The 23618-nt window shown below is 37.4% G+C and carries 23 protein-coding genes and 1 other annotated feature; of the genes, 10 read left to right on the forward strand and 13 right to left on the reverse strand.

All coding sequences use genetic code 11. The features are described from left to right. Positions 1-199: 199 nt before the first annotated feature. A complete protein-coding gene (locus tag CP363_RS03175; protein WP_005719986.1) occupies positions 200-1150 on the forward strand; it encodes a GH25 family lysozyme in 951 nt (316 codons plus the stop codon). Positions 1151-1221: 71 nt separating this feature from the next. Here CP363_RS03175 and CP363_RS03180 read toward each other — a convergent pair whose 3' ends face one another. From CP363_RS03180 to CP363_RS03220, 9 genes are all read right to left on the reverse strand, one after another. Next, positions 1222-1938 (reverse strand): DUF975 family protein, encoded by a 717-nt coding sequence (locus tag CP363_RS03180; RefSeq protein WP_060464163.1) that lies wholly within the window; start codon positions 1936-1938, stop codon positions 1222-1224. A 315-nt stretch (positions 1939-2253) separates the two neighbouring features. Further along, a complete protein-coding gene (locus CP363_RS03185; protein ID WP_098035835.1) occupies positions 2254-3195 on the reverse strand; it encodes a serine hydrolase in 942 nt (313 codons plus the stop codon). Next, entirely contained in the window at positions 3195-4481 is a 1287-nt protein-coding gene (gene dltD / locus CP363_RS03190) for a D-alanyl-lipoteichoic acid biosynthesis protein DltD (RefSeq protein WP_068813446.1), read from the reverse strand. The genes CP363_RS03185 and dltD overlap by 1 nt, the downstream gene beginning before the upstream one ends. Next, entirely contained in the window at positions 4474-4713 is a 240-nt protein-coding gene (gene dltC, locus CP363_RS03195) for a D-alanine--poly(phosphoribitol) ligase subunit DltC (RefSeq protein ID WP_089143209.1), read from the reverse strand. The genes dltD and dltC overlap by 8 nt, the downstream gene beginning before the upstream one ends. 58 nt (positions 4714-4771) lie before the next feature. After that, the gene (gene dltB / locus CP363_RS03200; RefSeq protein WP_089143208.1) at positions 4772-6010 is read right to left on the reverse strand and encodes a D-alanyl-lipoteichoic acid biosynthesis protein DltB; all 1239 of its coding nucleotides are present in this window, start codon (positions 6008-6010) and stop codon (positions 4772-4774) included. Next, positions 6010-7524, reverse strand: a complete 1515-nt coding sequence (gene dltA / locus CP363_RS03205) for a D-alanine--poly(phosphoribitol) ligase subunit DltA (RefSeq protein ID WP_089145288.1) — start codon at positions 7522-7524, stop codon at positions 6010-6012. Before dltA ends, dltB begins: the two co-directional genes overlap by 1 nt. A 15-nt stretch (positions 7525-7539) precedes the next feature. After that, the gene (locus tag CP363_RS03210) at positions 7540-7692 is read right to left on the reverse strand and encodes a teichoic acid D-Ala incorporation-associated protein DltX (protein ID WP_054832847.1); all 153 of its coding nucleotides are present in this window, start codon (positions 7690-7692) and stop codon (positions 7540-7542) included. Positions 7693-7840: 148 nt separating this feature from the next. After that, positions 7841-8137 (reverse strand): hypothetical protein, encoded by a 297-nt coding sequence (locus CP363_RS03215; protein ID WP_013087054.1) that lies wholly within the window; start codon positions 8135-8137, stop codon positions 7841-7843. Positions 8138-8162: 25 nt separating this feature from the next. Further along, the gene (locus tag CP363_RS03220) at positions 8163-9299 is read right to left on the reverse strand and encodes a YncE family protein (protein ID WP_089143206.1); all 1137 of its coding nucleotides are present in this window, start codon (positions 9297-9299) and stop codon (positions 8163-8165) included. Positions 9300-9882: 583 nt separating this feature from the next. Between CP363_RS03220 and cbpB the strand changes: the two genes are divergently transcribed. The 6 genes from cbpB (at position 9883) to CP363_RS03260 (ending at position 15144) form a co-directional block, all read left to right on the forward strand. Next, positions 9883-10353, forward strand: coding sequence for a cyclic-di-AMP-binding protein CbpB (gene cbpB / locus CP363_RS03230; RefSeq protein ID WP_089145290.1), 471 nt, complete (start codon positions 9883-9885; stop codon positions 10351-10353). Positions 10354-10481: 128 nt separating this feature from the next. Beyond that, complete coding sequence (locus CP363_RS03235; RefSeq protein WP_089145718.1) at positions 10482-12344, forward strand: heavy metal translocating P-type ATPase; 1863 nt, start codon at positions 10482-10484, stop codon at positions 12342-12344. Positions 12345-12490: 146 nt separating this feature from the next. Next, on the forward strand, positions 12491-13147 hold the full coding sequence (locus tag CP363_RS03240; RefSeq protein ID WP_060461825.1) for a hypothetical protein: 657 nt from the start codon (positions 12491-12493) through the stop codon (positions 13145-13147). A gap of 60 nt (positions 13148-13207) precedes the next feature. After that, positions 13208-13264 (forward strand) — a sequence feature (sodium ion sensor (DUF1646 type); this cis-regulatory element may regulate processes involved in with the transportation of sodium ions). Positions 13265-13302: 38 nt separating this feature from the next. After that, a complete protein-coding gene (locus CP363_RS03250; RefSeq protein ID WP_005721869.1) occupies positions 13303-14472 on the forward strand; it encodes a cation:proton antiporter in 1170 nt (389 codons plus the stop codon). Positions 14473-14579: 107 nt separating this feature from the next. Beyond that, positions 14580-14888, forward strand: a complete 309-nt coding sequence (locus CP363_RS03255) for a type II toxin-antitoxin system Phd/YefM family antitoxin (RefSeq protein WP_005719967.1) — start codon at positions 14580-14582, stop codon at positions 14886-14888. Beyond that, entirely contained in the window at positions 14875-15144 is a 270-nt protein-coding gene (locus CP363_RS03260) for a Txe/YoeB family addiction module toxin (RefSeq protein ID WP_089143204.1), read from the forward strand. The genes CP363_RS03255 and CP363_RS03260 overlap by 14 nt, the downstream gene beginning before the upstream one ends. A gap of 24 nt (positions 15145-15168) precedes the next feature. On the opposite strand, the gene CP363_RS03265 is transcribed toward CP363_RS03260, so the two are convergent. Further along, positions 15169-16737: an ABC transporter ATP-binding protein gene (locus CP363_RS03265; protein ID WP_098035836.1), complete on the reverse strand. Its 1569-nt coding sequence runs from the start codon at positions 16735-16737 to the stop codon at positions 15169-15171. Positions 16738-17082: 345 nt separating this feature from the next. Next, entirely contained in the window at positions 17083-17700 is a 618-nt protein-coding gene (locus CP363_RS03270) for a DUF4097 family beta strand repeat-containing protein (RefSeq protein WP_098035837.1), read from the reverse strand. A 94-nt stretch (positions 17701-17794) separates the two neighbouring features. On the opposite strand from CP363_RS03270, the gene CP363_RS03275 reads away from it, so the two are divergent. Further along, positions 17795-18655 carry a helix-turn-helix domain-containing protein gene (locus tag CP363_RS03275; RefSeq protein ID WP_089145720.1) on the forward strand — a complete coding sequence of 287 codons (861 nt, stop codon included), beginning with the start codon at positions 17795-17797 and terminating at the stop codon, positions 18653-18655. Positions 18656-18732: 77 nt separating this feature from the next. Here the strand turns inward: CP363_RS03275 and CP363_RS03280 are convergent, their stop codons facing one another. Both CP363_RS03280 and CP363_RS03285 read right to left on the reverse strand, forming a co-directional pair. After that, the gene (locus CP363_RS03280; RefSeq protein ID WP_013087062.1) at positions 18733-19089 is read right to left on the reverse strand and encodes a hypothetical protein; all 357 of its coding nucleotides are present in this window, start codon (positions 19087-19089) and stop codon (positions 18733-18735) included. Positions 19090-19325: 236 nt separating this feature from the next. Then, positions 19326-19979, reverse strand: coding sequence for a CPBP family intramembrane glutamic endopeptidase (locus tag CP363_RS03285; RefSeq protein WP_098035838.1), 654 nt, complete (start codon positions 19977-19979; stop codon positions 19326-19328). A gap of 91 nt (positions 19980-20070) precedes the next feature. Here CP363_RS03285 and CP363_RS03290 point away from each other — a divergent pair, with 91 nt between their 5' ends. Together CP363_RS03290 and CP363_RS03295 are read left to right on the forward strand one after the other, a co-directional pair. Further along, entirely contained in the window at positions 20071-21174 is a 1104-nt protein-coding gene (locus CP363_RS03290) for a YdcF family protein (RefSeq protein WP_089145293.1), read from the forward strand. Between the two features lie 14 nt (positions 21175-21188). Further along, positions 21189-23528 (forward strand): ATP-binding cassette domain-containing protein, encoded by a 2340-nt coding sequence (locus tag CP363_RS03295; protein WP_098035839.1) that lies wholly within the window; start codon positions 21189-21191, stop codon positions 23526-23528. Positions 23529-23618 lie beyond the last annotated feature (90 nt).

Consider the following 23618-nt stretch of genomic DNA (forward strand, 5'->3'; position numbering starts at 1 on the left):
TTACCCTTTTTTAACAAATTTTTCAGCTCTAATAATACAAATCAGTTACATTATTTACTATATTGTTACCCAGCCTTTAATTTTACGTTAGACCCCTTGACCTAACCTTCTTTAATTATTATCCTTAAAATGTTTCTGTTAAAGGTCATAATTAGACAAAAATAATAATGTATTAAGAATATTCATCGGGGGAATTAAGTTGTCATTCAAGAAAAAGATTATCACTAAATTAGCTTATGTTGCTATGCTTTCAACTACTGGCGTTGCCGCAGCTGCAATCGTGCAACCACAAGCACATGTCCAAGCTTCTACCACTTCAGTTGCTGCTCGCTCACTCGGAATCGATGTTGCTAGTTACCAAAGTGCTGATCTTTCAGCTCACGCTAAAAGCGGTGCTAAGTTTGCTGTTGTTAAAGTAAGTGAAGGTACCAGCTACAGAAATCCTAAGGCTAGTGCTCAAATCGCTAGTGCCCGCGCTAAGAATATGATGCCAATGGGCTACCACTTTGCTACATTTTCTGCTAATAGCGCTGCTGCTAAAAATGAAGCCAACTACGCAATCGCATCAGCTAAGGCTGTTGGTCTTGGTGCTGGCTCATACCTTGCATGTGACTATGAGTCAGGTGACGGCAACAATATCTATGGTGGTAAGAATCCTACTGCTAATGCAATTAATGCCTTCATGAGCAAGGTTAAAGCTGCTGGTTACAAGCCACTTCTTTACGCTAGTTCATCAGTTTTAAGAAACAACATTAACACTAACTCTGTTGTTAACAAATTCCCTAACTCATTATGGGTTGCTGCATACGCTGTTTCAGGTCGAGTAGACAATCCTAACTTTGACTACTTCCCATCAATGAAGGGTGTTTCAATTTGGCAATTTACTGACAACTGGCGTGGTCTTAACGTTGACGGTAACATTAACGTTTTACCTCTTACTTCATCAGGTAGCGCTGTTTCTCAAGCACCTAAGAAGGCTCGCGTATTAAAGAAGAAGGCTCATGTATACAACAAGGCTGGTCACCGTACAGGCAAGACTATTAAGAAGGGCACTTCTATCACTACCCATGGCAAGAAGAAAACTATCAATGGTAAGAAATACTACAAGATTGCCAAGAATCAATACATTAGATCAGCTAACCTTTACTAAAAAGGCAAAATAAGTCATCAAAAAATGCACCAGGTAGAAATTACCTGATGCATTTTATTTTATCCAATTTTTTACTTGGCGAATTGTTCACCAGCTAAGTTACGGTAGAAGTTAGCCTTAGCTTGACGGTAATATGGGTTAACCCACAATAAACCGATCCCGCAGGAAATAATACCAAGTAGCCACCAGCCGATGAAACTTAAATCAAAAATAAACAAGTCCATCTTATGGCCATCCATCAACTTACGGCTGGCACTGATAGCTTCTGTGGCAGTCGGCTCATGACCACTATCTAGCATGTCACGCAAGATATATGGTGTCATTGCATATGAATAAGCCTTGATCAGCCCTGGAATAATCAGTAACCAAGTCCACAAAATAAGAAAAATTTCATACAAAATATAAGTTAAAAAGTTACTCTTAAAGTTTCTGGTAAATGGACTAAAGATACCTGAAAGAACATTTTCCTTAGTACCACTATCTCTAAAATGCAAGATAGTATAAATTACACCCCATGTGATTAAACCAATTGCAACTGAAACTACCAAAGTAATCAGCCATGCAAAAGGATTAACTCTTACTTTGTCTAGGTACATCAATTCAGCATTGTTACCGAAGCGGCGGACAATACCGTACACGATATCTTCGCCCTTTTCAAAAAAGTTTTCGATATCGGTCAAAATATAAACGATTAGCCAGCCAACAAATGACAGCAAAACTGCCCAGCCCCAGTTACCACGTAACTGGTCTCTAGCTTGTTCTTTTAATTCTTTTCTTGTAGTAGCCATTTTCTCTCCTCCTCACTTTTCTAATCATGAGTATTGTCGCCTAAAATCAGGGCAGAATCAATTAAAAGGACATCAAAAAAGCCTAATTCCACCAACATCGGAACTAGGCTCACACAGTGTTGACCGCCACTCTGACCACATATAGAAGATAACATTTTCGCTACCGGAGAAAATGACTACTAATAGCGACGGTACATGATAGATTTTAGCATTCAACTACCTAAAAAACAAGCAAAAAGACGGGTTGAATTAGCGGAATGGATACCAAAATTTACGGATAAAAAAGACGAGGTCTAAACCTCGTCTTCTTCATTACTAAAATTCAAGCATCATCGTCATTGCACGATTGATCTTCTTTTTAATCTTTTTAAACTCACCAGAAGCAGTATGATTATCCTGCAAAATGATCATGTTCTGGCCATCTTTAGTTGCCCGCATAAAGGTATAATACCCTTCACCAGCACCATTAGCAGCTTTATAATGCTTTAAATTATAAAGTCCACCATTGTAATAGCTAGGAGCCTGACCCTTGAACAGAACTTTTCTACTCTTGTTAGTCAAAATCTTACCAGCAAGAATATACTGCATGGTCTTAGCTAAATCTGCGTTAGACATTACGATTGAACCAGCACCCAGCTCATTGTGAGCATCCTTAACGGCTTTAGCATGGTTCACTTTGACATATTCACCCTCACGCATTTCATAGCCTGGTACCCAATGACTAGCCAATAACTTAGCCTTGTCTGACCACAAGAACTCACTATGGGTTAGATTCAGTGGCTTGATATATATGTCATGGAACAATTGCTCGTATGACTTTTTCTCAAGCTTGGACAAGATTCCACAAAGGAAAATATAGTTTACTGAAGTATAGTGCCACTTACCTAATTTGCTAGCATCAAACACAGTATATTGTGCATCATGCTTGATATTCTCTTCATCAGAGATAAACTCAGGCGTACCTAATTGTTGACCAGCTTTCAAATCCAGCCCTGATGTCATATCAATTAAGTTGCTAATCTTGACTGAACTAGCACCATCTACATTTGGGTAGAATTTTGAAAGTTTATCGCTAAGCTTCAACTTTCCTTTCTCTACCTCATGCATCACCATTGCAGCCGTCATCGACTTTTGAACCGAATTAATCAAATAGCTAGTGTCAGGTTTATTGTCTGTCGCATAGTTAAGCAAAACTTTACCATGATTTATTACCAAAACTGAGCCTTTAACGCCCACATGGTCAATAGCCTGGCGCACTACTCCGCTTTTAAACGGTCTTTATTGCTTAAATCAACTCGCTTAACGTTATCCTTGTTTTGCCACTTCTTGGAGTAGAAGTAGTTAGACATATCATAGTCATAACGCTTATTAGGTTCCTTCATGAATGGACGAACAGCTTGATCAACTGCTACCCATCCTTTCCAGCCGAGGTGAATAGTATCTTGCATGAAGTACTTCTCATTGCCACGTCTTGATAGATCGGCAATATTTTCAAAGCCTTGGCTAGTCAATTGGTGTTCCATCTTAGCAACAGATTCTTGGTACATCTTGCTGGATAAACCAGTGTACTTCATCCACTTACCATTAATTGGTGGAATAATGAATAAAACATTGGTATGTTGTTTAGCAAATTGTTCCAACATCAACTGGAAATCACCATATTCAACTGAATGAACATAATCAAAGTCTCGTTGACTGCCCTTCAATCGTTTCAATACCTTCTTAGGCAAACGAGTTCTAAAGAAAGTGTTGTCAATGCCAAGATTATTGTTATTAGTATGACTTGCAGCTTGCTCTTCAGCCACCTTATTCAAAGCAGCTACAGAGTACTTGTTAGGTAAAACCTTAGCTCTCTTTTGGATCTTCTCAACTCGGTCGCGCAATTGGAATGAACTGAAGAAGTTATCTTCGTTAACCAATGTCCGGCGACGATTTTCAAGATAAAATCTTTCAAAGCTAGTTAGCTTCTTACCTTGAGCAATTTGCTTAAGGCTATTCTTGATCTCGCCCTTTACGTTTGGCATTTCAAGCAGACGTTTAGCGGCATAACGATCAGTCTTATTATTTTTCGCACTGAGCAAGAAATTACATGCTTGCAATGGTGAATAATACAATGCAAAGGCATTAGGATCTTGACCCCGCTTAGTAAACCATTGTGGTGAAATGATCACAACAGCCTTCTTGTTTCTAAGCTGCTTAGCTGTTCCTTGCATCCCCAAGAACTGAGCCAAAGATTGACTACCCGGTCCACCTAATAAGAATGGACGGTAGTTTCTATGATACTTTTCCGCAATTACACTAGGGTGAAGTGGGTCGAATCTTGACAACTCACTTGAACCATAGAATGGCACGTAGCCATCTTCAAAAGCTTCCTGCTTCATTGTGCTGCCCTTGAAGACAGTTGTGTTTTGTGAAGCTGCAGCCTCGTAAATCGTTTGCTTAGAAAAAGTTCTTTCCCAAGGAATAAGGAAAACAACTAACAAAAGGATAAAAGCGCAAAGAACTGGGCCAAAGATTTGCCACAGCCGGCGTTTATTACTCATTTTCTAAGCTGTCCACCTTTGCCACAATCTTGTTTGGAGTATCCCATTCAGCACGCTTGAATTCTGAAACGGGAACATCAATATCAAACTTTTCTTGTAAGCTCAAAAGCATTTGTACACTTGCCATTGAGTCCATCAAACCATTGTCAAAGATGTTTTCATCCATTTGATCTGATAAATCTTCACCAGTTAAATCGTTTAAAATGTCTAATACGCCTTGTTTAGTGTCCATAATTAATACCTCTATTCAACACAAATACTTAATTAATATCATTCCATATTATATAAGCTTATTTCCAACCGAACCATAGTTGACTAAGAAATCCTGAGAAAATCAAGAAACTGAAGCAAACTACGTTAAAGGTTAAGAAAATGGCGAACCATTCAGTAAACTTGTTAGATGGAATTTGCTTCTTATGCTTTCCCTTAAATCTAAGCCACATATCGTTGATACAAATAGCTGAAGCGTGGAAGATACCATAAACAATATAATACCACGTTAAGCCGTGCCAGAAACCCTGGATTAAGAACAACAGGAAGTAAGAAACTTGTGACAATCTAATTCGATTCTTAAACAATTTTTTCTTCATTGCAAAGAAAGAGAATCGCATATAGATGTAGTCACGGAACCAGAATGACAAAGTCATATGCCAACGATTCCAGAAATCTTTAATGTTCTTAGAAATAAATGGCTTATTGAAGTTCATTGGGGTATGAATACCCATGAAGTATGAAATTGATACGGCAAATAATGAATAACCTGCAAAGTCAAAGAACAAGTACATGCTGTAACAATACATGTAAGCAAGTACCCACCATGAAAGCTTCAAACCACCGTTTGCATTCCCAACGACTAAAGCAGCGGCACTGATCTTTGGTAACCAATAAGTACCAAAGAACCAGCCAATAATGAATTTATATAAAAAGCCTTGGAACAAGTATCTAACCGCATATTGCAGATCAGTAATATATGCATCACGTGTAGGTACCTTATCATAATCTTTTTTAAATCTACGGTAACGGTCAATAGGACCTGAAGAAATAGTTGGGAAGAAGAGTAAGAACCTTGCATAAGTAATCGGATCTACCTTCTTAATTGCCCCATCACGCATTTCCATAATAACTTGTACTGTCTTAAAGGTTACGTATGAGATTCCCAAGAAACCAATGACAAAGCCAATTGAGTTATCAGGAAAAGCGGTCAAATATTTAACTGCGGCTAATGGAATAATTGCCAAAATCACAGCCAAACTAAAGATCCAAGTCTTATTTTTACCGTGGTGACGATAATACTGATAAGCAAAGGTTAAGGCAAATTCGTAAACCAACCAGATTAACAGGTTAACCCCTTGCTCCCAGTGATCACCATCAAAAATCAAGAACAAGAAAACAATTGAAAAAATTGCTTCATATGTCTTGAGTCGATGACCGTAATAAAGCCCAACGATAATCGGAATTAAAGCGATCATCAAATAGACAAAGTATTGCGGGTTGGAATAAGGCTGTAAGTTAATGAAATTAAAATTCACTACTTATTAACCTCCTTAATTACCGCCTTAATATCTACCTTGCCGTTTTGCGAAATTGGTAACGCATCTTGGTAGACATAACGTTGTGGAATCATGTAAGGCATGACGTTCTTAGCTAGATCCTCACGAATCATCTTGGTTAAAGTGGCATCAGAGTATTGACGACGAACGCCTTCTTTTAATTCGATTTCGGCAACGATCTGCTTAACGGTATGATCCTTATTGTACTTAGGAGCCGCAACGCCATAACGAACCAACTTGTTCTTTGTTAAGTAGAAATTAATTTCCTCAAGTTCGATTCTATAGCCGTTAAACTTAATCTGGAAGTCAATTCGACCGCGGTAAAATAGCATATCGCCATCAAAGAAACCAGCATCCCCACTCCGGTAGCTACGATACTCAGCACCATCTTCATGGAAAAAGGCAGCTTCAGTCTTTTCAGGATTGTTCATATATCCTTTAGAAACACTAGGACCACTAATGATAATTTCACCTTCGCCAGGCTTATCACCCTTAGAAGTATCAATTGTAATCTTAGTGTCTTCTTTAACCTTACCGATTGGCAAACGGTCATACTTTTTAAGAACTTCATCAGTAATTTCAACTTGAGTAACAGCAACTGTTGTTTCAGTTGGACCATAGGTGTTGAAAATATGACTATCTGGGAACTTCTTCTTAAGCATCTCAGCTTCACTGTGTGGCAATTCTTCACCACAAAACAAGAAATGACTTAAGTCTGGATGGTGTTCTGCATCAAAAGTCTTGTCCAAGAAGCACATCTGTGCAAATGACGGAGTTGATACCCAAACATTGAACTGCATCTTTGGCAAAGTTTGGAATAATTTACCAAAGTTTTGAGTAACATCATGAGGCAAAACTACCAACTTACCAGCAGAAACAAGTGCTGGATAAAGACTCATTACTGACAAATCAAATGAGTAAGGTGCTTGTGCCAAGAAACTTGGATGTTCTGGCAAATTAAAGTCTGACAACTCCCAGTTAACGAAACTAAGCAAATTGTCGTGACTAATTTGTACACCCTTAGGCTTACCAGTGGTACCTGATGTAAAGATAATGTAGTAGTTGTCATCACCTTCAACGAAGTTCTTCTCGTCAACTTCAAAATTGCCGTCTTCAACTTCGCTAGCCTTAAGAACCTTAACATCAGTTAAATCAACTTCTGGTAACGGATCAATTTCCAAAACTAGTGGTGACTTAGAAACGTCTTGAATCATCGTTAAACGTTCTGCATTAGAATAGCTAGCAATTGGAATATAAGCGTGACCTGACTTAACACAACCAAGAAAACTAGCAATCATTTCAAAAGTTTGTCCGCCCCAAATCATAATTGGAGCATGCTCTGGAATATCTAAGCTAGCAATTTTATGTGCCCACGCATTTGAACGCTTTTTAAGGTCACCATATGTATTAGTTTCACCGAGATAGTCGTAAACAACACGATCTGGTTCGTTTGCGGCGATCTCATCAATTTTCTTAATAACATCTTGAATCATGTGATAGCACCTACCTTAAAATTCATTATAAATGAAGTGAACAGATGTTAGTCCACTATATTCATATAAATAGATAAGAGCCATCAGGATTCCAAAATAAACAATTGTTTTCAAAACAAACATACCAATACGTTTGCCTCGAGAATCAACCTTCGTCTTTTTATTCATTTTTTCTCCCTTAGGTAATCTTACTTTTGCTTTTGCCCTATATTACTACAAATAGTGGCAACAAATGCACTAACAGCTTATATTTTAACAAATTTAAACTTTTTCTTAAATCTTCAGTTATTTGTTTCAAATTGCGAATGCGTTTTCTTTACTGTTGTCTCTTGCAATCCCGATAAGCAAAAAATAATGGAATAAAGATAATAATTGCCACAAAAATTAATGCAAAAATCATCAAACGCATTACATTTTGTGGTTTAGCCCACATCTCACTTTTCGCGGTTGCCAACAAAAATGCCGCAAATAATGCAATGATAACTACTTCGCCTAAACAAAAGACTAAATGCGTGCTTTGCCACAAATACAAATACGTTGTTGCTGGAAATAAGCAAAACCAGCCTGAAAAACGTAAAAGAAAAATCTCTCTTTTCCGGTAGTCAATCTTCATTTTTCTTTATTTGTTCCTTTCTTGATTAGTTACCAAACAATGCATTTATATTCATCGATAAAATACGGTCCATAACGACGATCTCTGGTCTAGCATAGATCTTTGACCCAGATTCAAATACACAAAGCAGTTGACCTTTATAAGCAGTAATTTGTTCTAAATACGGTGGCATGGTAATCACCAACTCCGCATTTTTTTCGTCCAGAGCATTCAAAGCTGAGGTGGGAAAAACATAAAGCTTTGAATCACCACTACCATAAGATTGACTCAAAAAGATCTTATTTTGATAAATAGCAATCCCCTGAATTTGCTTATCCATTGACGTTTCACCAGTTGGATCGGACCAGCGTAGCGTTCCTGTAACGGATTTAACTTCATTATTAGTAATCGAGCCGCGATTTTTACCGCTACGTGCAATTGTATAAGCTGCAACCTTGCCGCGACCATACATGTTAAAGAAGCCTACGAACAGTTGACCATCATAATAGGTTACAGTTGAGGCTTTTTCAACCGCTGGAATCGCAATTTGATACTTATATTTAATCGGTATTTGGCTACCGGCTTTGTAAGACTTTAATTCCGCCATCGAAAAAGCAGCTAGCGCCGATGACCTTCCCATTGATCCAGTTACCCAAATATTTTTAGCAACCGGATCATAAGCAATGCCACCTAAGTGCGGCCGCCCTGCTACTTGAATTGTCTTGAGATATTTACCAGTCTTTTTGTCCAAAACATAGACGACTGAAGCATGTTCGTGTTCCCCATCATAGGCGGTTAACAAAATATACTTACCAGCTATAGTAATCCCTTGCGGTGTCATCGCAGTAGCTGTATTTACCTTTTTAGTTTTAAAATCATAGCTTTTGGTCGCCAGCAGTCCTGGTAAAACAAAGTCTTTTCCATCCCACGTGCGTGGTGGAACGTAGTTAGATACCTTATTAATAAAGGAATATTTTTCACGCAATGCCTTTTGATAATTAGAGAAATTATGCCAAGCAGGACTAGTATTTGTCCCATCTTTAGCAAGTTTTTCCTTTGGCCGTTGCCGAATCATCTCCTGCTTCTGCCACCATTGGTAACCGAAATAGCCTCCTGTTCCAACTCCTGCTAAAAGAAGAAGCACTAAAAAGAAGCGCAAGATTCTTTTACCAAACTTCTTCAAAAGATTACTCCTTTCTCATTTTTGTTTTGCTATGCACCTAATTATAGCGAAAAATAATTATTTTTTTGCTTTTAGCCCTTTGCTATAAGCAATTTTTACTAAAAAGATAATTTTTTTGCAAATAAAGCACATTCGTCACACTTTTTTCACAAATTAAGGTTATACTATTAAGTGTAGTGAGGGAGAACAATTCCTCTACTACAACTCAACTTTTTTGTTTTTCATTCATACTCCTCCAAGTAAATAATGAAAATAAAAAGAATTGACTTACTCCAATTAGTCAATTTCATATCTATCCCTTTCGGCTCACGTGCGTTGCGTGAGCTTTTCTTATGTCTTAATTTCTTCTCAAGTAAATCTTTACCTTTTCATAATAATTTGAACATTTTTACTTCACATTTACCCAGTATTATATAAATCGTAGCAAGGTGGTAGAAACTTGCTACAATACTCCCACTTTTTTATTTCATTCATTCTTACTCCTCCAAAGTAGATGAAACTAATAAGGTCCGCAAAAACTTGCGGGCCTTTTCCTTTTTCAGCACTTTTTTCTGTATAATTAAGGTAGAAATGAGGTGCCGCTATGTTTTCACCATCAATCAAACATTTAATAGAAGAAAAATCTGGTTCATTTTTAATCCCTGCTAGCCGAATTGCCTTTGTCCAAGCAGACAATCCTCTTTATCATGCCTTTTTGATTTTGACTAAGGTTAAATATTCAAAAATTCCAGTTTTAGACAAAGAAAAACGAGTCGTTGGCCTGCTTAGTTTGGCAATGATTACGGACAAGATGCTGACGACTGATGAGATCTCCACTGCCCCTTTGGATAAATTAAAGGTCGAAGATGTAATGCAAACTAAGTTTGATAAAATAAACTTCATTGAAACTACCCTAGAAACGCAACTGCATCTGTTAATCAATAATGCTTTCTTGCCCGTTGTTGATGATCGCGGCGTGTTTCAGGGACTACTTACTAGACGCGAATGGATTAAGGCATTTAACTATGTAGTTCACACTTATGACAAACACTACGAAACAAAACGAATAAAATAACCTCCAAGCAGCCTTTAAGGCTGCTTTTTTTAACTCCAACATTTATTGAGCAAAAATGTGTCCAGACCAATAAAGAATGTTAGAATTAAGCGGTAGACAGATATGTTTGTATTTTTGGGAGGGCAATTATGAAAAATTTAAAACGTCAATGGAAGTTTATTGTCGTTTTGATTGCTGGTGCAGTTGGATTAATTAGCCAATTTGCATTGCATTCAAAGAGCCTCTTCTCAATCGGGAATCTTCAATTTCCAGTTCATGCCATCATTATTGATATCATTGGTATCTTGATGGCAATTTCTTTACTATTGGAAATTTTCCACGATTGGAAGACAGGCCGTTACGGCGTAGACATCCTGGCTGTTATCGCTGTTGTTTCTACCATATTGATTGGTGATGTATGGGCTGAATGGATGATTTTGGTAATGATGACCGGTGGTGAAACGCTGGAAGATTACGCAACTGGTCAAGCCAACAAGGAATTACGTGCCTTGCTTGATAAAACGCCACGTATCGCCAACAAGTTAGTTGACGGGAAGATCACCGAAGTTAAGGTTGATGACCTGCAGGTCGGTAATACTGTTTTGATCAAGCCAGGTCAACAAGTTCCTGTCGATGGTCAAATCGTTAAGGGCACTTCAAGCTTCGACCAATCTTCATTAACTGGTGAATCAGTTCCTGTGACCAAGAACCCTGGCGACGACTTAATGTCCGGTTCAGTGAACGGTGATGTGGCGGTAGAGATGAAGGTAACTAAGGCTGCTAAGGACTCAGAATATCAGTCTATTGTTGCGTTAGTTAAGTCTTCACAAGCTCAACCTGCTAAGTTCGTTAAGATGGCTGACCGGTATGCCATTCCATTTACTATCATTTCATTAATTATCGGTGGTGCTGCTTGGATCGTTTCTGGGGATGCAACAAGATTCGCGGAAGTTATGGTTGTTGCTTCTCCATGTCCATTGCTAATTGCAGCTCCTGTTGCCTTGGTATCAGGAATGAGCTCAATGTCAGCTCACCATATCATCGTTAAGTCAGGTCCAACACTTGAAAAGTTGGCCAAAGCTAAGACTTTTGCCTTCGATAAAACCGGTACCTTGACTGAAAACCAATTGATCGTTGACCAAGTGGTAGCTGCTGATGATTCAGTTGATCAAAAAGAATTACAAAGCTTAGCTGCTAGTGTTGAACAACAATCAAGCCACGTTATTGCCAGTTCCTTAGTTAAAGCTACTAATAAGGATTGGATTCATGCAGTTACTAACTTGAAAGAAACGACTGCTCAAGGGGTCGAAGGCGATGTTGACGGCAAGCACGTTAAGGTAGGTAAATTATCTTTCGTTGCTCCAGATGATGAAAAATTAGATGTTACTTCAACTGCCGTCTACATTTCAATCAACGGTAAATTCGCAGGTTATATTACCTTGAAAGACAAGATGCGTCCTGAAAGTCCTGAGACTATCGCTCGTCTTCGTCGTCAAGGTGCCGAGGACATCATGATGCTTACCGGTGACCACAAGCAAGTTGCTGAAAAAGTTGCTAAAGAAGCTGGTATTACTGATGTTCGCTCAGAACTTTTGCCATCACAAAAAATTCAAGCTATCAAAGATGTACCTAAGGATCTTCGTCCTGTCGTTATGACTGGTGATGGTGTTAACGACGCGCCTAGTTTAACTGCCGCAGATGTTGGTATTGCCATGGGGGCTAAAGGTGCTACTGCTGCCAGTGAAAGTGCCGATGCTGTTATCATGGTTAACGATATTTCTAAAGTTAACGATGCAGTCGCTATTTCTAAACACACAATGAAGGTTGCTAATATCGATGTTTTAACTGCAATTGGTGTCGTTATTATCATTGAATTGATTGCCTTCACTGGTGTTATCCCAGCCTTCTGGGGCGCTATTTTGCAAGAAGTAGTCGACATGATTACGATCAGCTTAGGTTTACTTGCTAAGACTAAGCCAAGTGATAAGCAATTTGGTTTGGAAGAAAAATAAATTAGATGTGAAGAAGCTCCAGAATCGATTTGGTTCTGGAGCTTTTTTTATGCATTACTTGTATTTCAACAAAATCATAGTATAATCATGATCAACAAATGAGATTATGAATAAATAATTATAAATTATATTGGAAGGATGATTTGATGAACAATACGAAAAAATTTATTCGTTCACGGCGAATTTCTAGCATCCTTCCCTGGCTAGGTATTTTAGGTGTATTAATCCTAGTTTTCTCTCTTATCATGCATGGTTTTTTATTATTTTTTACGGAATTAGGATTTATTGCTAATTTTTATTATTTTATCGATGAATATAATTGGGTAGCAGATCGAATCATGTTTGATCGTGAATTACTAATAACCCATGCTCGAGATAAAATGGTCTATCTTGCCATGACTATTTCTACAGTACTTGCATTAATCAATACAGCTATTTTAGCCTATTTGAGACACCAGAGCTTTATCGCTTTTTGCATTGGTATCTGTTTCATTAGTGGTCTTTATTTTGCTAGTCGTCTTGCAGAAAATATCCTAGTTATTCTGCATATTGCATTTAACAATTGGAAAAGATTTTATATTTTAGTAGCTGCTATAACTATCATCTTGACTAGCTTTAGCATTGTGCTGCTCTGTCTAAACCTATTTGCTTACTTCATACTATTTGCACTTATTTGTACTGGCTACGTATTGACTTATCATATTTTAATTGAACTTTACAATCGAACGAAAGGAAATCTTGGTGGACACAAATACTTCATCGATTTACCCGATAAACGTTTTGATTCTAAATTTAAATATTAGATCTATTTGCATCTAAGTTAAAAAACTATTAAAATTATACTCAACTAAATAATTTTTAGTGGTTGGGTTTTTATCACAATAAAAACTTTCAAGATTCGCTTCTTTGGGTCAGGAAGCACTTGAAAGTTTTTTGTTTTTTTACAGAAGGGGAAAATATGCATTTTTTAGGACAACTTATCTTAATCCTCTTAACTACAGTTTTGCTGGGGCAATTATTCGCCCGCTTCAATATGCCTGCAGTTATTGGACAACTATTATCAGGAATTTTACTGGGACCAGCTATCTTAAATTGGGTTAAGCCAAATGATATCATCAGTCTATTCTCCGAGTTCGGGGTTATTCTGCTGATGTTCTTAGCTGGGCTTGAGAGCGATCTAGATTTATTAAAAAAATACTTCAAGCTAAGCTTTACTGTCGCCACAGTCGGCGTTATCCTACCCGTTGTTTTCATGGGCTTAGCCAGTTACTTCTTTGGCATGCGCCCTCTTGAAGCACTCTTTATCGGGATTGTCTTTGCAGCAACTAGCGTTTCTATCTCCGTTGTGGTGCTGCAAGAAGCACACCAACTGCACACCCGTGCCGGCACAGCCATTTTAGGTGCTGCCGTAGTTGACGATATCTTAGCCGTGGTTGTTCTGAGTCTATTCACTACATTCAGTCATGAAGGTGGCAAGAGCGGCTTAACTAATAACTTTTTGCTTAATATCTTGATTGAAGTAGTTTACTTCGTAGTTGTTTGGCTGATTTTTAAATTTGTTGCGCCATACTTTATGAAAGCTTCTGAAAAAATCGACGTTGACTATTCCGTCGTTATCGGTTCATTGGTTTTAGCCTTAACCATGGCTTGGGCCGCTGATTTTGTTGGTCTTTCAGCTGTTGTTGGTGCATTTTTCGGTGGTTTAGCAATTCGTCAAACACCACAATACAAAGAAGTTCACTCTTCTGTTTCCGCAATCGGCTACTCTGTCTTCATCCCCGTCTTCTTCGCTGATATCGGTCTTTCAATGACTTTTGCCAGCTTTTTCAAGGATATCTGGTTCATTATCGTTATGACCGTTTTAGCTATTTTATCAAAATTCTGGGCCGGAAAATACTCCAGCGAAATCTTTGGCTTCAATAAGAATGAAGGCAATATCGTCGGTGCTGGAATGGTATCACGTGGTGAAGTTGCACTGATTGTAGCGCAAATCGGAATTAACCACCATCTCTTCCCTGAGGATATTTATTCAAGTCTGATCCTAGTAATTATCGTTACAACAGTTATTTCACCATTTATTTTGAATTACTTTATTAAAAAGAGTCAAAATAGTACGGAATTTATGTAGAAAAAGTCTAGCATTCGCTAGATTTTTTAATAGTTTAATTTTACAAGTGGCTTATCATAGACGCAATTGTGTCTACATGGTAAAATCAATAGTGAGAGGTGAGAAATATGTTACAAACTCCAAACAATATTAGAGCTGTTACCGCTCGTGACCTGCGCAATAATTTTAAGAAAATTGCTGATGATATTAATGACTATGATACTACCGTTATAGTAGCTCGTCCCAAAGATAAAAATGTTGTGATTATTTCTCAAAAAGAATATGATTCATGGCAAGAAACTTCATATCTTCTAGGAACTAAAGCTAACCGCGATGCATTAGCTGAAGCTAAACAATCATTTGAAAACCAAGATCAACGAAATAAAGTTTTAACCCCAGAAGAATTCGAGGCTTTAACTAAAGATGACGAAGCTTAACGTTAATTTTAACTACAATGCCTGGAATGAATATCTTGAATGGAAAAAAGAGGATAAGAAGACTTCCCAAAAGATTGATAATTTTATTAAAGAATGCCAACGCCATCCTTTTACTGGGAAAGGAAAACCTGAGCCGCTAAAAGCGAATTTAAGTGGTGCATGGTCTCGACAAATTAATCATAAAGATCGCATGGTTTATTCAGTTACCGCAACAGAATTACAAATATGGCAGTTAAAATACCATTATTCCAAATGAAAAAGCTCTTTCGAGCTTTTTTGTTTAACCCAATTTTCCTAAATCGATCACTTGGTCATACTTTTGCAACTCATTTGATTCATAGTGGTGAATTACTTCAAGAAAGGTAAGGTTTGAGTTTAACAAGTAATTATGGATTTGGTCTGATGTCTTCTTATCAAGGGATGCATTAATTTCATCTAGTAGCAAAACAGGTCTATTAGCCAAAATAGCCCGTGCAAGCTCAATTCTGGCTAATTGTCCTCCAGACAATTGATCCGCGTTATCACCCAAGGAATAGTCCCAGCCCTTTTCAGCAATAATTTGATCCAAGCCTAATTTTTGGCACACCTCGCTCACCTTTTCCCGGGAAATATTTGCACCTAAAGTGAGATTAAACCACAAGGTATCGGCAAAAATTACTGGGGACTGGCTAGCATAAGCGAATAAATCTGTAAACGAGCCTGGCTTTTGCTTTTTATCGTTAAGCAATATTTCCTTGGCATGACCATGCTTTCCGGTTAATAGGAATTGTAATAACGTTGATTTACCTACACCAGATGGTCCAATAACTGCAACTTTTTGGCCTTTAGCAACTGCAAAGTTAATTTGATTAGCTAATTCTTTACCTTTTCTAGTAAGATCAAGATCTTCTACTTGAATTTTTGCAAAATTATAATTGGTCTCTTTCTTTTCAACCTTGCCCTTAGCAATATATTTTTCAGCTTTAGCAACAATTTTCTTCGTTGTCGCCAATTTGTTTCGATCTTCCAAAATAGTCAAAATTGGATTAAGGAATGAATTTGATAGTTGAACAATTGCAAATAAAGCACCTAAAGTAGTTTGCCCCTTAACCACCATGTAAATTCCCACTAAGAATGGAGTTAAGAACGTAAATAAACTAGCAATCAAGTTAATCCAAGAACTAGTATCTAGATTGAGTAAGTTCATTTTACGCAAAGCATCTTCTAATTGATTGATTAAAACTTTATTTTTCTTAACCGCATTATCGCGCTTGTTGTATAAGTTTAACGTTGTGCTACCAGCCAGAAAGTTTTTAATATGACTAACATATTTATCATTAGCAGTTGTCCAATTTTCTGCTGCAGTTTGAATCTTCTTTTGAAATAAATTAGAAACCAGCATCGGCAAACATGAACCGATTAAAAATAATAATGTAACTAACCAATTAACATATAAAGCATACCCTAGCGCAAAGACAATCATATAGGCCTGCATCATTATTTCAATTTCGGCATCAAAACGATTAGTTTCCAGCAGTTTAAAATCTGTAGTTAAAAAGCCTAAGCTAGCAGTATTTTCTTCGCTAGTCTGACCCAGCATCCCCTTTAAAATACCAGCTCGCAGCGTCGTATTAGTCTCTTGAATAGCACTTGTTTTTAACCGATTGAAAATCAGCGAAGCAATAAAAGTCGCAATAAACGCCCCAATAACAATAACTAGAAATTGTGCTAAATCGCCAAACCTTCTTTGCGTACCAACATTGGTCAATGTCTGTACCATATATGCAAAAATGATTTGTTGTGTACTAGCAATCAAGCCTAAAATAGTTAACATAATGAATTTTGCATGTGAAGAATATTTGTAAATCATTTTTTGTCCTCCTGTATTTTACTTGAGGCTAGTATCGCAGGATAATGACGTAAAATGCAGAAAATTTGCAGATCTGCAAATTTAAGCTGGTTAAAACTAAGTAAAAATCGAGAGGAGGATTTATTATGTTGCCGTTTGGGGCTTCAATGAAGCAAGATCTATTTTACCTACATATAAATGGCTAAATAATGATGGATTTAGCCAAGAACAAATCAAGTTTTTCAAAAAGTTTATGCATTCCAATGCTCACTTAATTTTCAAATATGCAAAGCAACATAAGCCAGATCTTCTTGATTAAAAGCATTAAAAAAGCGCAATCTACAAAATTGCGCTTTTTTATCATTCCTAATTTACTGTGATATTTCCATTTGAAGTATCAATCTCTAGCACATTATCCCCGACGTCATTTTGGCTATACGTGTCGCCTTCATCTTGTCCATTCACTGTAATTCGTCCGTTAGATGTATCAAGGTCATATCCTTGAGCCACACTATTTCTAACCACAACACTACCATTTGACGTGTCGATTTTACCTTGCTTAAGAGCAAGATCTTTCACTGTTACATTACCGTTTGAACTGTCAATTGTCACTTTATCAAGCTTCTTTTTAGGTATTTCAATTGTAATCGTAGGTACAATCGAATTCTTCTTAAACAAATCAAAAATATTTGCATTAATATTTACAGATCCATTATTACGTTCAACCTTTAAAACACTATTTTCAACTTTAACTGCCGGTACCATTTTTTCTCTACCGTTATAGATTACACGATAACTGTCACCTTTTTGAATCTTAATATTTGCGTTAGCAACATTTACATCGATTTGATTAAACTGTTGATATGTCAGCTCTTTTTGGACGATCGGACCTGCATTACCTTTTCTAAACATTAAACTCGCTCCAATTACTAAAGCCAAAATTACTACTAATATAGATACTTTCAAAACTCTTTTACCTTTCATTTTTTCCTCCAAGTACTTGATGTATTTTGATTATCGCAAGATAATAAGCCTAAATCTAACATATTTGCAGATCTGCAAATCGAGGTAAAAAATTATGTTCAAATATGGTTCAGTTTACAAACAATTGCGCAAAGATCAAGAAATCACTCAAACTGAAGCCTGCAAGGGTATTTGTTCAATCTCCAAGTTATCACGCTGGGAAAACAATCAGGTAGAAGTTGAGTTTAGCACCGCCATTGCATTACTCAGGCGCATCAACATTACGCTTAACGAATTCACGCATTACGCTGCAATGAAAACAGAATTTACATTGCCAGACGACATTATAACGGCCATTAAAGACAATGATACAAAGGTACTCGAAAAATTTGTTCAGGAGCAGCTAAATCATTATCACGCCACCAAAAATATTCTCGAACTCAAAAACATCATTCTTGTCTGCAATCAATTATTTCTCATGACTGGTAAAAACTATCTAACACCTGCAGACATTAATCGAATCGGTTCATACCTGCTTCACAACACCGTTTGGTCTAAATACAATATTTTGCTCTTTGCTAACTCACCGTTTTTGCTAAATTCTAAAATCGGCTATCAAATTGCTCTGCGAATTATTCACAACTTTCATCCTACAGAAAGTTTGAACGAAAACACCACCATTTTCATAGGTGGTTTATCTGATACAGTTATTGCCTTAGTTTTCAAAAAGAAGCTAGATTACGCTCAAAAAATTCTTAATGAATTAAAAAAGATAGAACTTCCCTTCTATCTCATGTTCTTTAGTTTAACATTGACCCTTTTACAAAAAATTATCGACTACTGTCATACTCTCGACGCACAGCCTGTATTGGCAATGATTGATACCATAGTTCAGCTGAATTGCATGGAAGTTGCTCAAAAATGGCTTGAGATTTTTAAAGACGTACAACAAATCTGGCCAGAAAAAGAAAATTAAAAACCGTAAAAGTAATTTACTTTCACGGCTTTTGACATGGTATTCATTATGCAAGCTTACAAATTTTTAGCTTTTAATTAATCCTTTACAACGTCTTTGATGTTCAACCATTGACTCTTGTTGATCTTGACGATCTTCTTGCCAGCAGCTTTCTTAACATCCTTAACGGTGTAAGTTGAACCCATTGAAACCTTTTGGCTAGTCTTGTGACCTTGTGCGTCCAAAACATTAACTTTTTGGTTCTTAGTGTCCTTTACAGTAACAAAGATCTTGTCACCCTTTTTAATTGCAGGATCAGTTGGCATAGTTTCGGCAACACCTAACTTTGGAGCAGGAAAACTAGCTGCTTGACTAACTGAAGCACCAACACCCATTAAACTCATTGAAGCAACTGCGATTGAAACAACTTTAACTAAATTCTTTGAAACTAACATAATGAATACCTCTAATTTCTATATCACTTAACTTGTTGGAACTTTTTGTTCCCTTATTCCTTACATCTTTATTGTATAACATATGTTATTAATTGCAAGGGGTTTATCGAAAGTTTTTTAAAAATAATTCGGTCGTCTCAAAGTGTTGCTATAATAACGATTATGAGGATCTTTTGTCCAAAAGCATTAAAAAAGTGTCTGAGAAACCGTTCTTTTCCAAACACTTGTTTCAATCTCTAAATAAAACCTAACGCGTTATAGAACATGTGCACCAAAATTGAATAGCGCAAATCCTTGGTTGACATATAGACCCAAGCTAAAACCATGCCTAAGACCCAATATACTAAGATATACTTACTTAATGCCGGATCATGCATATAGCCAAATAAAAATCCGCTTGCAACAATACCTAGCCACTTATTTCTAGTATTTTTCTTAGTGAAAAAGATATTGAAAAACATCCCTCTAAAGATATGTTCCTCACAAAATGGCGCGATGAAAACTACTAGGATCCTAAATAAACCTGCATTGTATTCCGCTATTTTATTCAAGCTTTCCTGGTTCTTTGAAACGCCGCCACCAACTAGATTAAGCATCACAATCGAACCTACTACAATCAGTACAAAACCGATCATCGCTATTCCGATTCTGCGCCAGTCCCAGTGTGGTGTTTCATCAAAGCCCCAATCATTTTCTTCTTTTAATTGCCTGCGATAAATATAGGAAATTGCAAACAAAACTATTACCGTAGCAAGCGCCGTAACGAAGACGCGATATTGCCCGAAATCAAATCGCTGAGGTCTAAAGTAAAGTACTTCTAATTCAGAATACATTACCAAAGCCAACACAGCCCCTGCAATATTTCCCAGGTAATGTCCAAATCTCTTCATTTTTCATTCACACCTTGATTCTTTCAACTAGTAATCATTGTTTCTATTATAATGTAAATAAGAAAAAATACCTAAGGAGGAGTATCTATCTATGCTTAATCAGATCATCGCTTTTTTGGGGAGACGCGGTGAGTTCTTCTACATTTCAGTCTTTATGTTACTGATATTTTTTGTCTTTTTAATCTCTTGGCTTATCGAACCAAGACGTTTGATTAATGGCGTTTTGTTTACTATCTTTATAGTCTCAATGCTCTCTTGGATCACCGTTATGGTACACAAAAGTACGAGTCACGGCTTGCAACGTGCCTATGACCTACTAGTTCTAGCTGCATTATTTGGCGTTGCATTGCTATTAATTTTTGCTTGGATCTTTCTGTTTTGGAACGCCTATTTCGTTTGGAAATATGAAAGCCATACCCTACCTAATTTACTCACTTTGATTTCTGGATTTTTGGCTTTAATTATTAGTATCATCGTGATTTTAGGACCTGGTAAATATTTGCCACGCTGGCTCAGCATAGCCCTAGCTTCAATTCCAGCGATTGCAATCTACCTAGGATTGGTACTCTACAATTTTTTACTAAATTTGCTCCTATACCAAATCTATCCTCGCACTTATCATCAAGACTATTTGATTGTTTTGGGAGCTGGCTTGATCAACGGTGACCAAGTGTCTAAATTGCTGGCAGCCAGAATTAATCGTGCGATTCAATACTCTAACCGTCAATACCAAAAGGGACGTAAGCGGCCAATTCTGATCATGTCAGGTGGTCAAGGTCCTGATGAGAAGATCTCAGAAGCACTCGCCATGTCTCGTTTTGCACAACGCCGTGGGATCCCCGTTGACCACATTTTATTAGAAGACCAGTCCAAAAATACTTACCAAAATATGCTTTTTTCTAAAAAAATCGCTACTGAAGACTTCGGTAATACTCACTTCAAAGCACGCTTCTTCAGCAATAACTACCACATTTTTCGCGCTGGCCTTTTAGCTAAAGAAGTTGGTTTAAAAGCCAATGGTGTCGGTGCTTACACCAGATTCTACTACTTGCCTAACGCAATTATCCGCGAATTTGCCGGTGTGTTTGTCATGCATAAACGCCGTCATTTCGTTATCATGGGATTAATCGTTTTATTCTTTATCCTGCAAGCTATCTTAGTCATGACAGGATTAGAAAGATTTACTGTAATTTAGAAAAGAGGGATGCAATGCTTCAACTAAAGCATATTTTTAAGTCATATAAGGTGGGGGACAACATCACCCACGCTTTAGACGACGTTACAATCTCGTTCCGTGATCAGGAATTCGTCGCTATCTTAGGTCCGAGTGGTTCTGGAAAAACTACCATGTTAAACGTAATTGGCGGACTTGACCGTTACGACCAAGGTGACTTGATCATCAACGGCAAATCTACCAAGAATTTTAAAGAGACCGACTGGGATGCTTACCGCAACAATACCGTTGGTTTTGTTTTTCAAAATTATAATCTAATCCCCCACTTGTCGATCATCGCCAATGTGGAACTAGGGATGAATTTGTCTGGTGTGCCTAAAAAACAGCGCCATGAAAAAGCAATTGCGGCGTTAACAGAAGTGGGATTGAAAGACCATCTAAATAAACGTCCTAACCAGTTGTCTGGCGGTCAGATGCAACGAGTAGCGATTGCTCGAGCAATTGCCAACGACCCTGATATTCTACTTTGTGATGAACCAACTGGTGCACTTGATACTGAGACTTCTGTCCAAATTATGAAGTTGATCAAAAAACTATCTAAAGATCGACTCGTTATTATGGTGACCCACAATCCTGAATTAGCTAAAGAATACGCCACAAGAATCGTTAATTTCCAAGACGGTAAGATTCGTCATGATTCTGATCCTTTTAGCCCTAATAAGGAAGAAGACAAATTTAACCTCAAGCGTACCAAGATGTCTTACTGGAACGCCATCAAGTTGAGTTTCACCAATATTATGACAAAAAAAGGTCGAACTCTGCTAACTGCTTTTGCTTCAAGCATCGGGATTATCTCAATTGCCGTAGTTTTAGCTATCTCTAATGGTTTTCAAAAGCAAATCAATACCACAATGAGCAAGGCCTTAGCAAAATATCCGATTTCTATTTCACAGACCGCAACTGACATTACTTCAGCTAATGCACGTAAAGAATCGGATAAAAATGTCAAAAACCGCGGCTATGTAACGGCAGAACAAGACCAAAGCGAACAGGCCCAACACGTTAATAAAATTAGCACAAAGTATGTTAACTACATCAAGAAGATCAATCCTAATTATGCCAATAACGTGTCTTACCAACGCGGCGTAAGCTTGAATTTATTAGCTAAAAACAAGGGAAAAATTGAACGCGTGCAATTTTCAAATACGGATCCTGATCAGACTAATTCTGTTCTAGCTGCTAGATCCCAAGCGATGAGTTCAATGGGACTGGGTTCAAGTGTCTTTCCCACTACTTTAAATAAAGAGAAAGGCTCATTTTTGAAGCAAAATTATCAATTGCTCTCAGGCACTTGGCCTACTAAGGCAACCGACTTGGTTTTAGTTACTGACAATAAAAATACTGTTAACATCAATGCCTTAAAAAATCTTGGTTTCGATTTAAAGAATAAGGAACACGTCAAATTCGGCCAATTAGTAAATAAGCAATTTCGTGTAGTTGCCAACAATGATTACTATCAGCAATTGCAAACTGGCATGTTTATTCCTAAAAAGGTAAATAACGCCATGTATAACGGTGCTCAAACCAATCTAAAGATTGCTGGTGTCATTCGTCCTAAAAACGAAGATTCAATGGCCTTGTTATCAACTGGAATTGCTTATAGCGATCAACTTTCACAACGCGTGATTAATGAAAATAAAAACTCTGCAATTGTAAAGGCACAAAAGAAGAGTAACCATAGCGTATTAACTAACCAAAAACTAAATGCCAATGAAAAGAAAGCTACAATGCAGACTCTTGGCGGTACCAGCATCCCTACTGGCATCATGATTTATCCCAACAATTTTGATGATAAAGATAAAGTACTTGATTATCTTGACAAATGGAACAAAGGGAAGAAAAAATCAGACAAGATTCTCTATACTGACATGTCAAACGCTGTTACCACAATGACTGGCGGCCTCTTAAGCGGGATAACGACGATCCTTGTCGCATTTGCTGGTATTTCATTAATCACATCTATGATTATGATTGGTATTTTAACTTATACCTCAGTACTTGAGCGAACTAAGGAAATCGGGGTACTCAAGGCATTAGGTGCCCGTAAAAAAGACATTACTCGTGTCTTTGATGCCGAAACCTTCATCCTAGGTGTTTTCTCTGGTGTATTAGGCATTCTGATTGCTTACCTACTAACATTCCCAATTAACAGTATCATTTACAAGATTACTGATCTGGCAAATGTAGCCCAACTAGATCCTACTGCTGCTATTGTTTTGATCATTATTTCAACTATCCTCACCCTCTTAGGTGGTCATATTCCAGCACGAATGGCTGCAAAGAAAGATGCTGCAATTGCATTGCGGAGTGAATGAATTTAATAAAGAATTTGTTACGTTGTTCACAATAACCTAAATTTTTAGCAAAATATGTGGTATCTTAGCTTTAGCAAAAACAAGTAAGAA

This window comes from Lactobacillus sp. UMNPBX12 (genome assembly GCF_002553955.1).
Classification (GTDB): Bacteria; Bacillota; Bacilli; order Lactobacillales; family Lactobacillaceae; genus Lactobacillus; species Lactobacillus crispatus.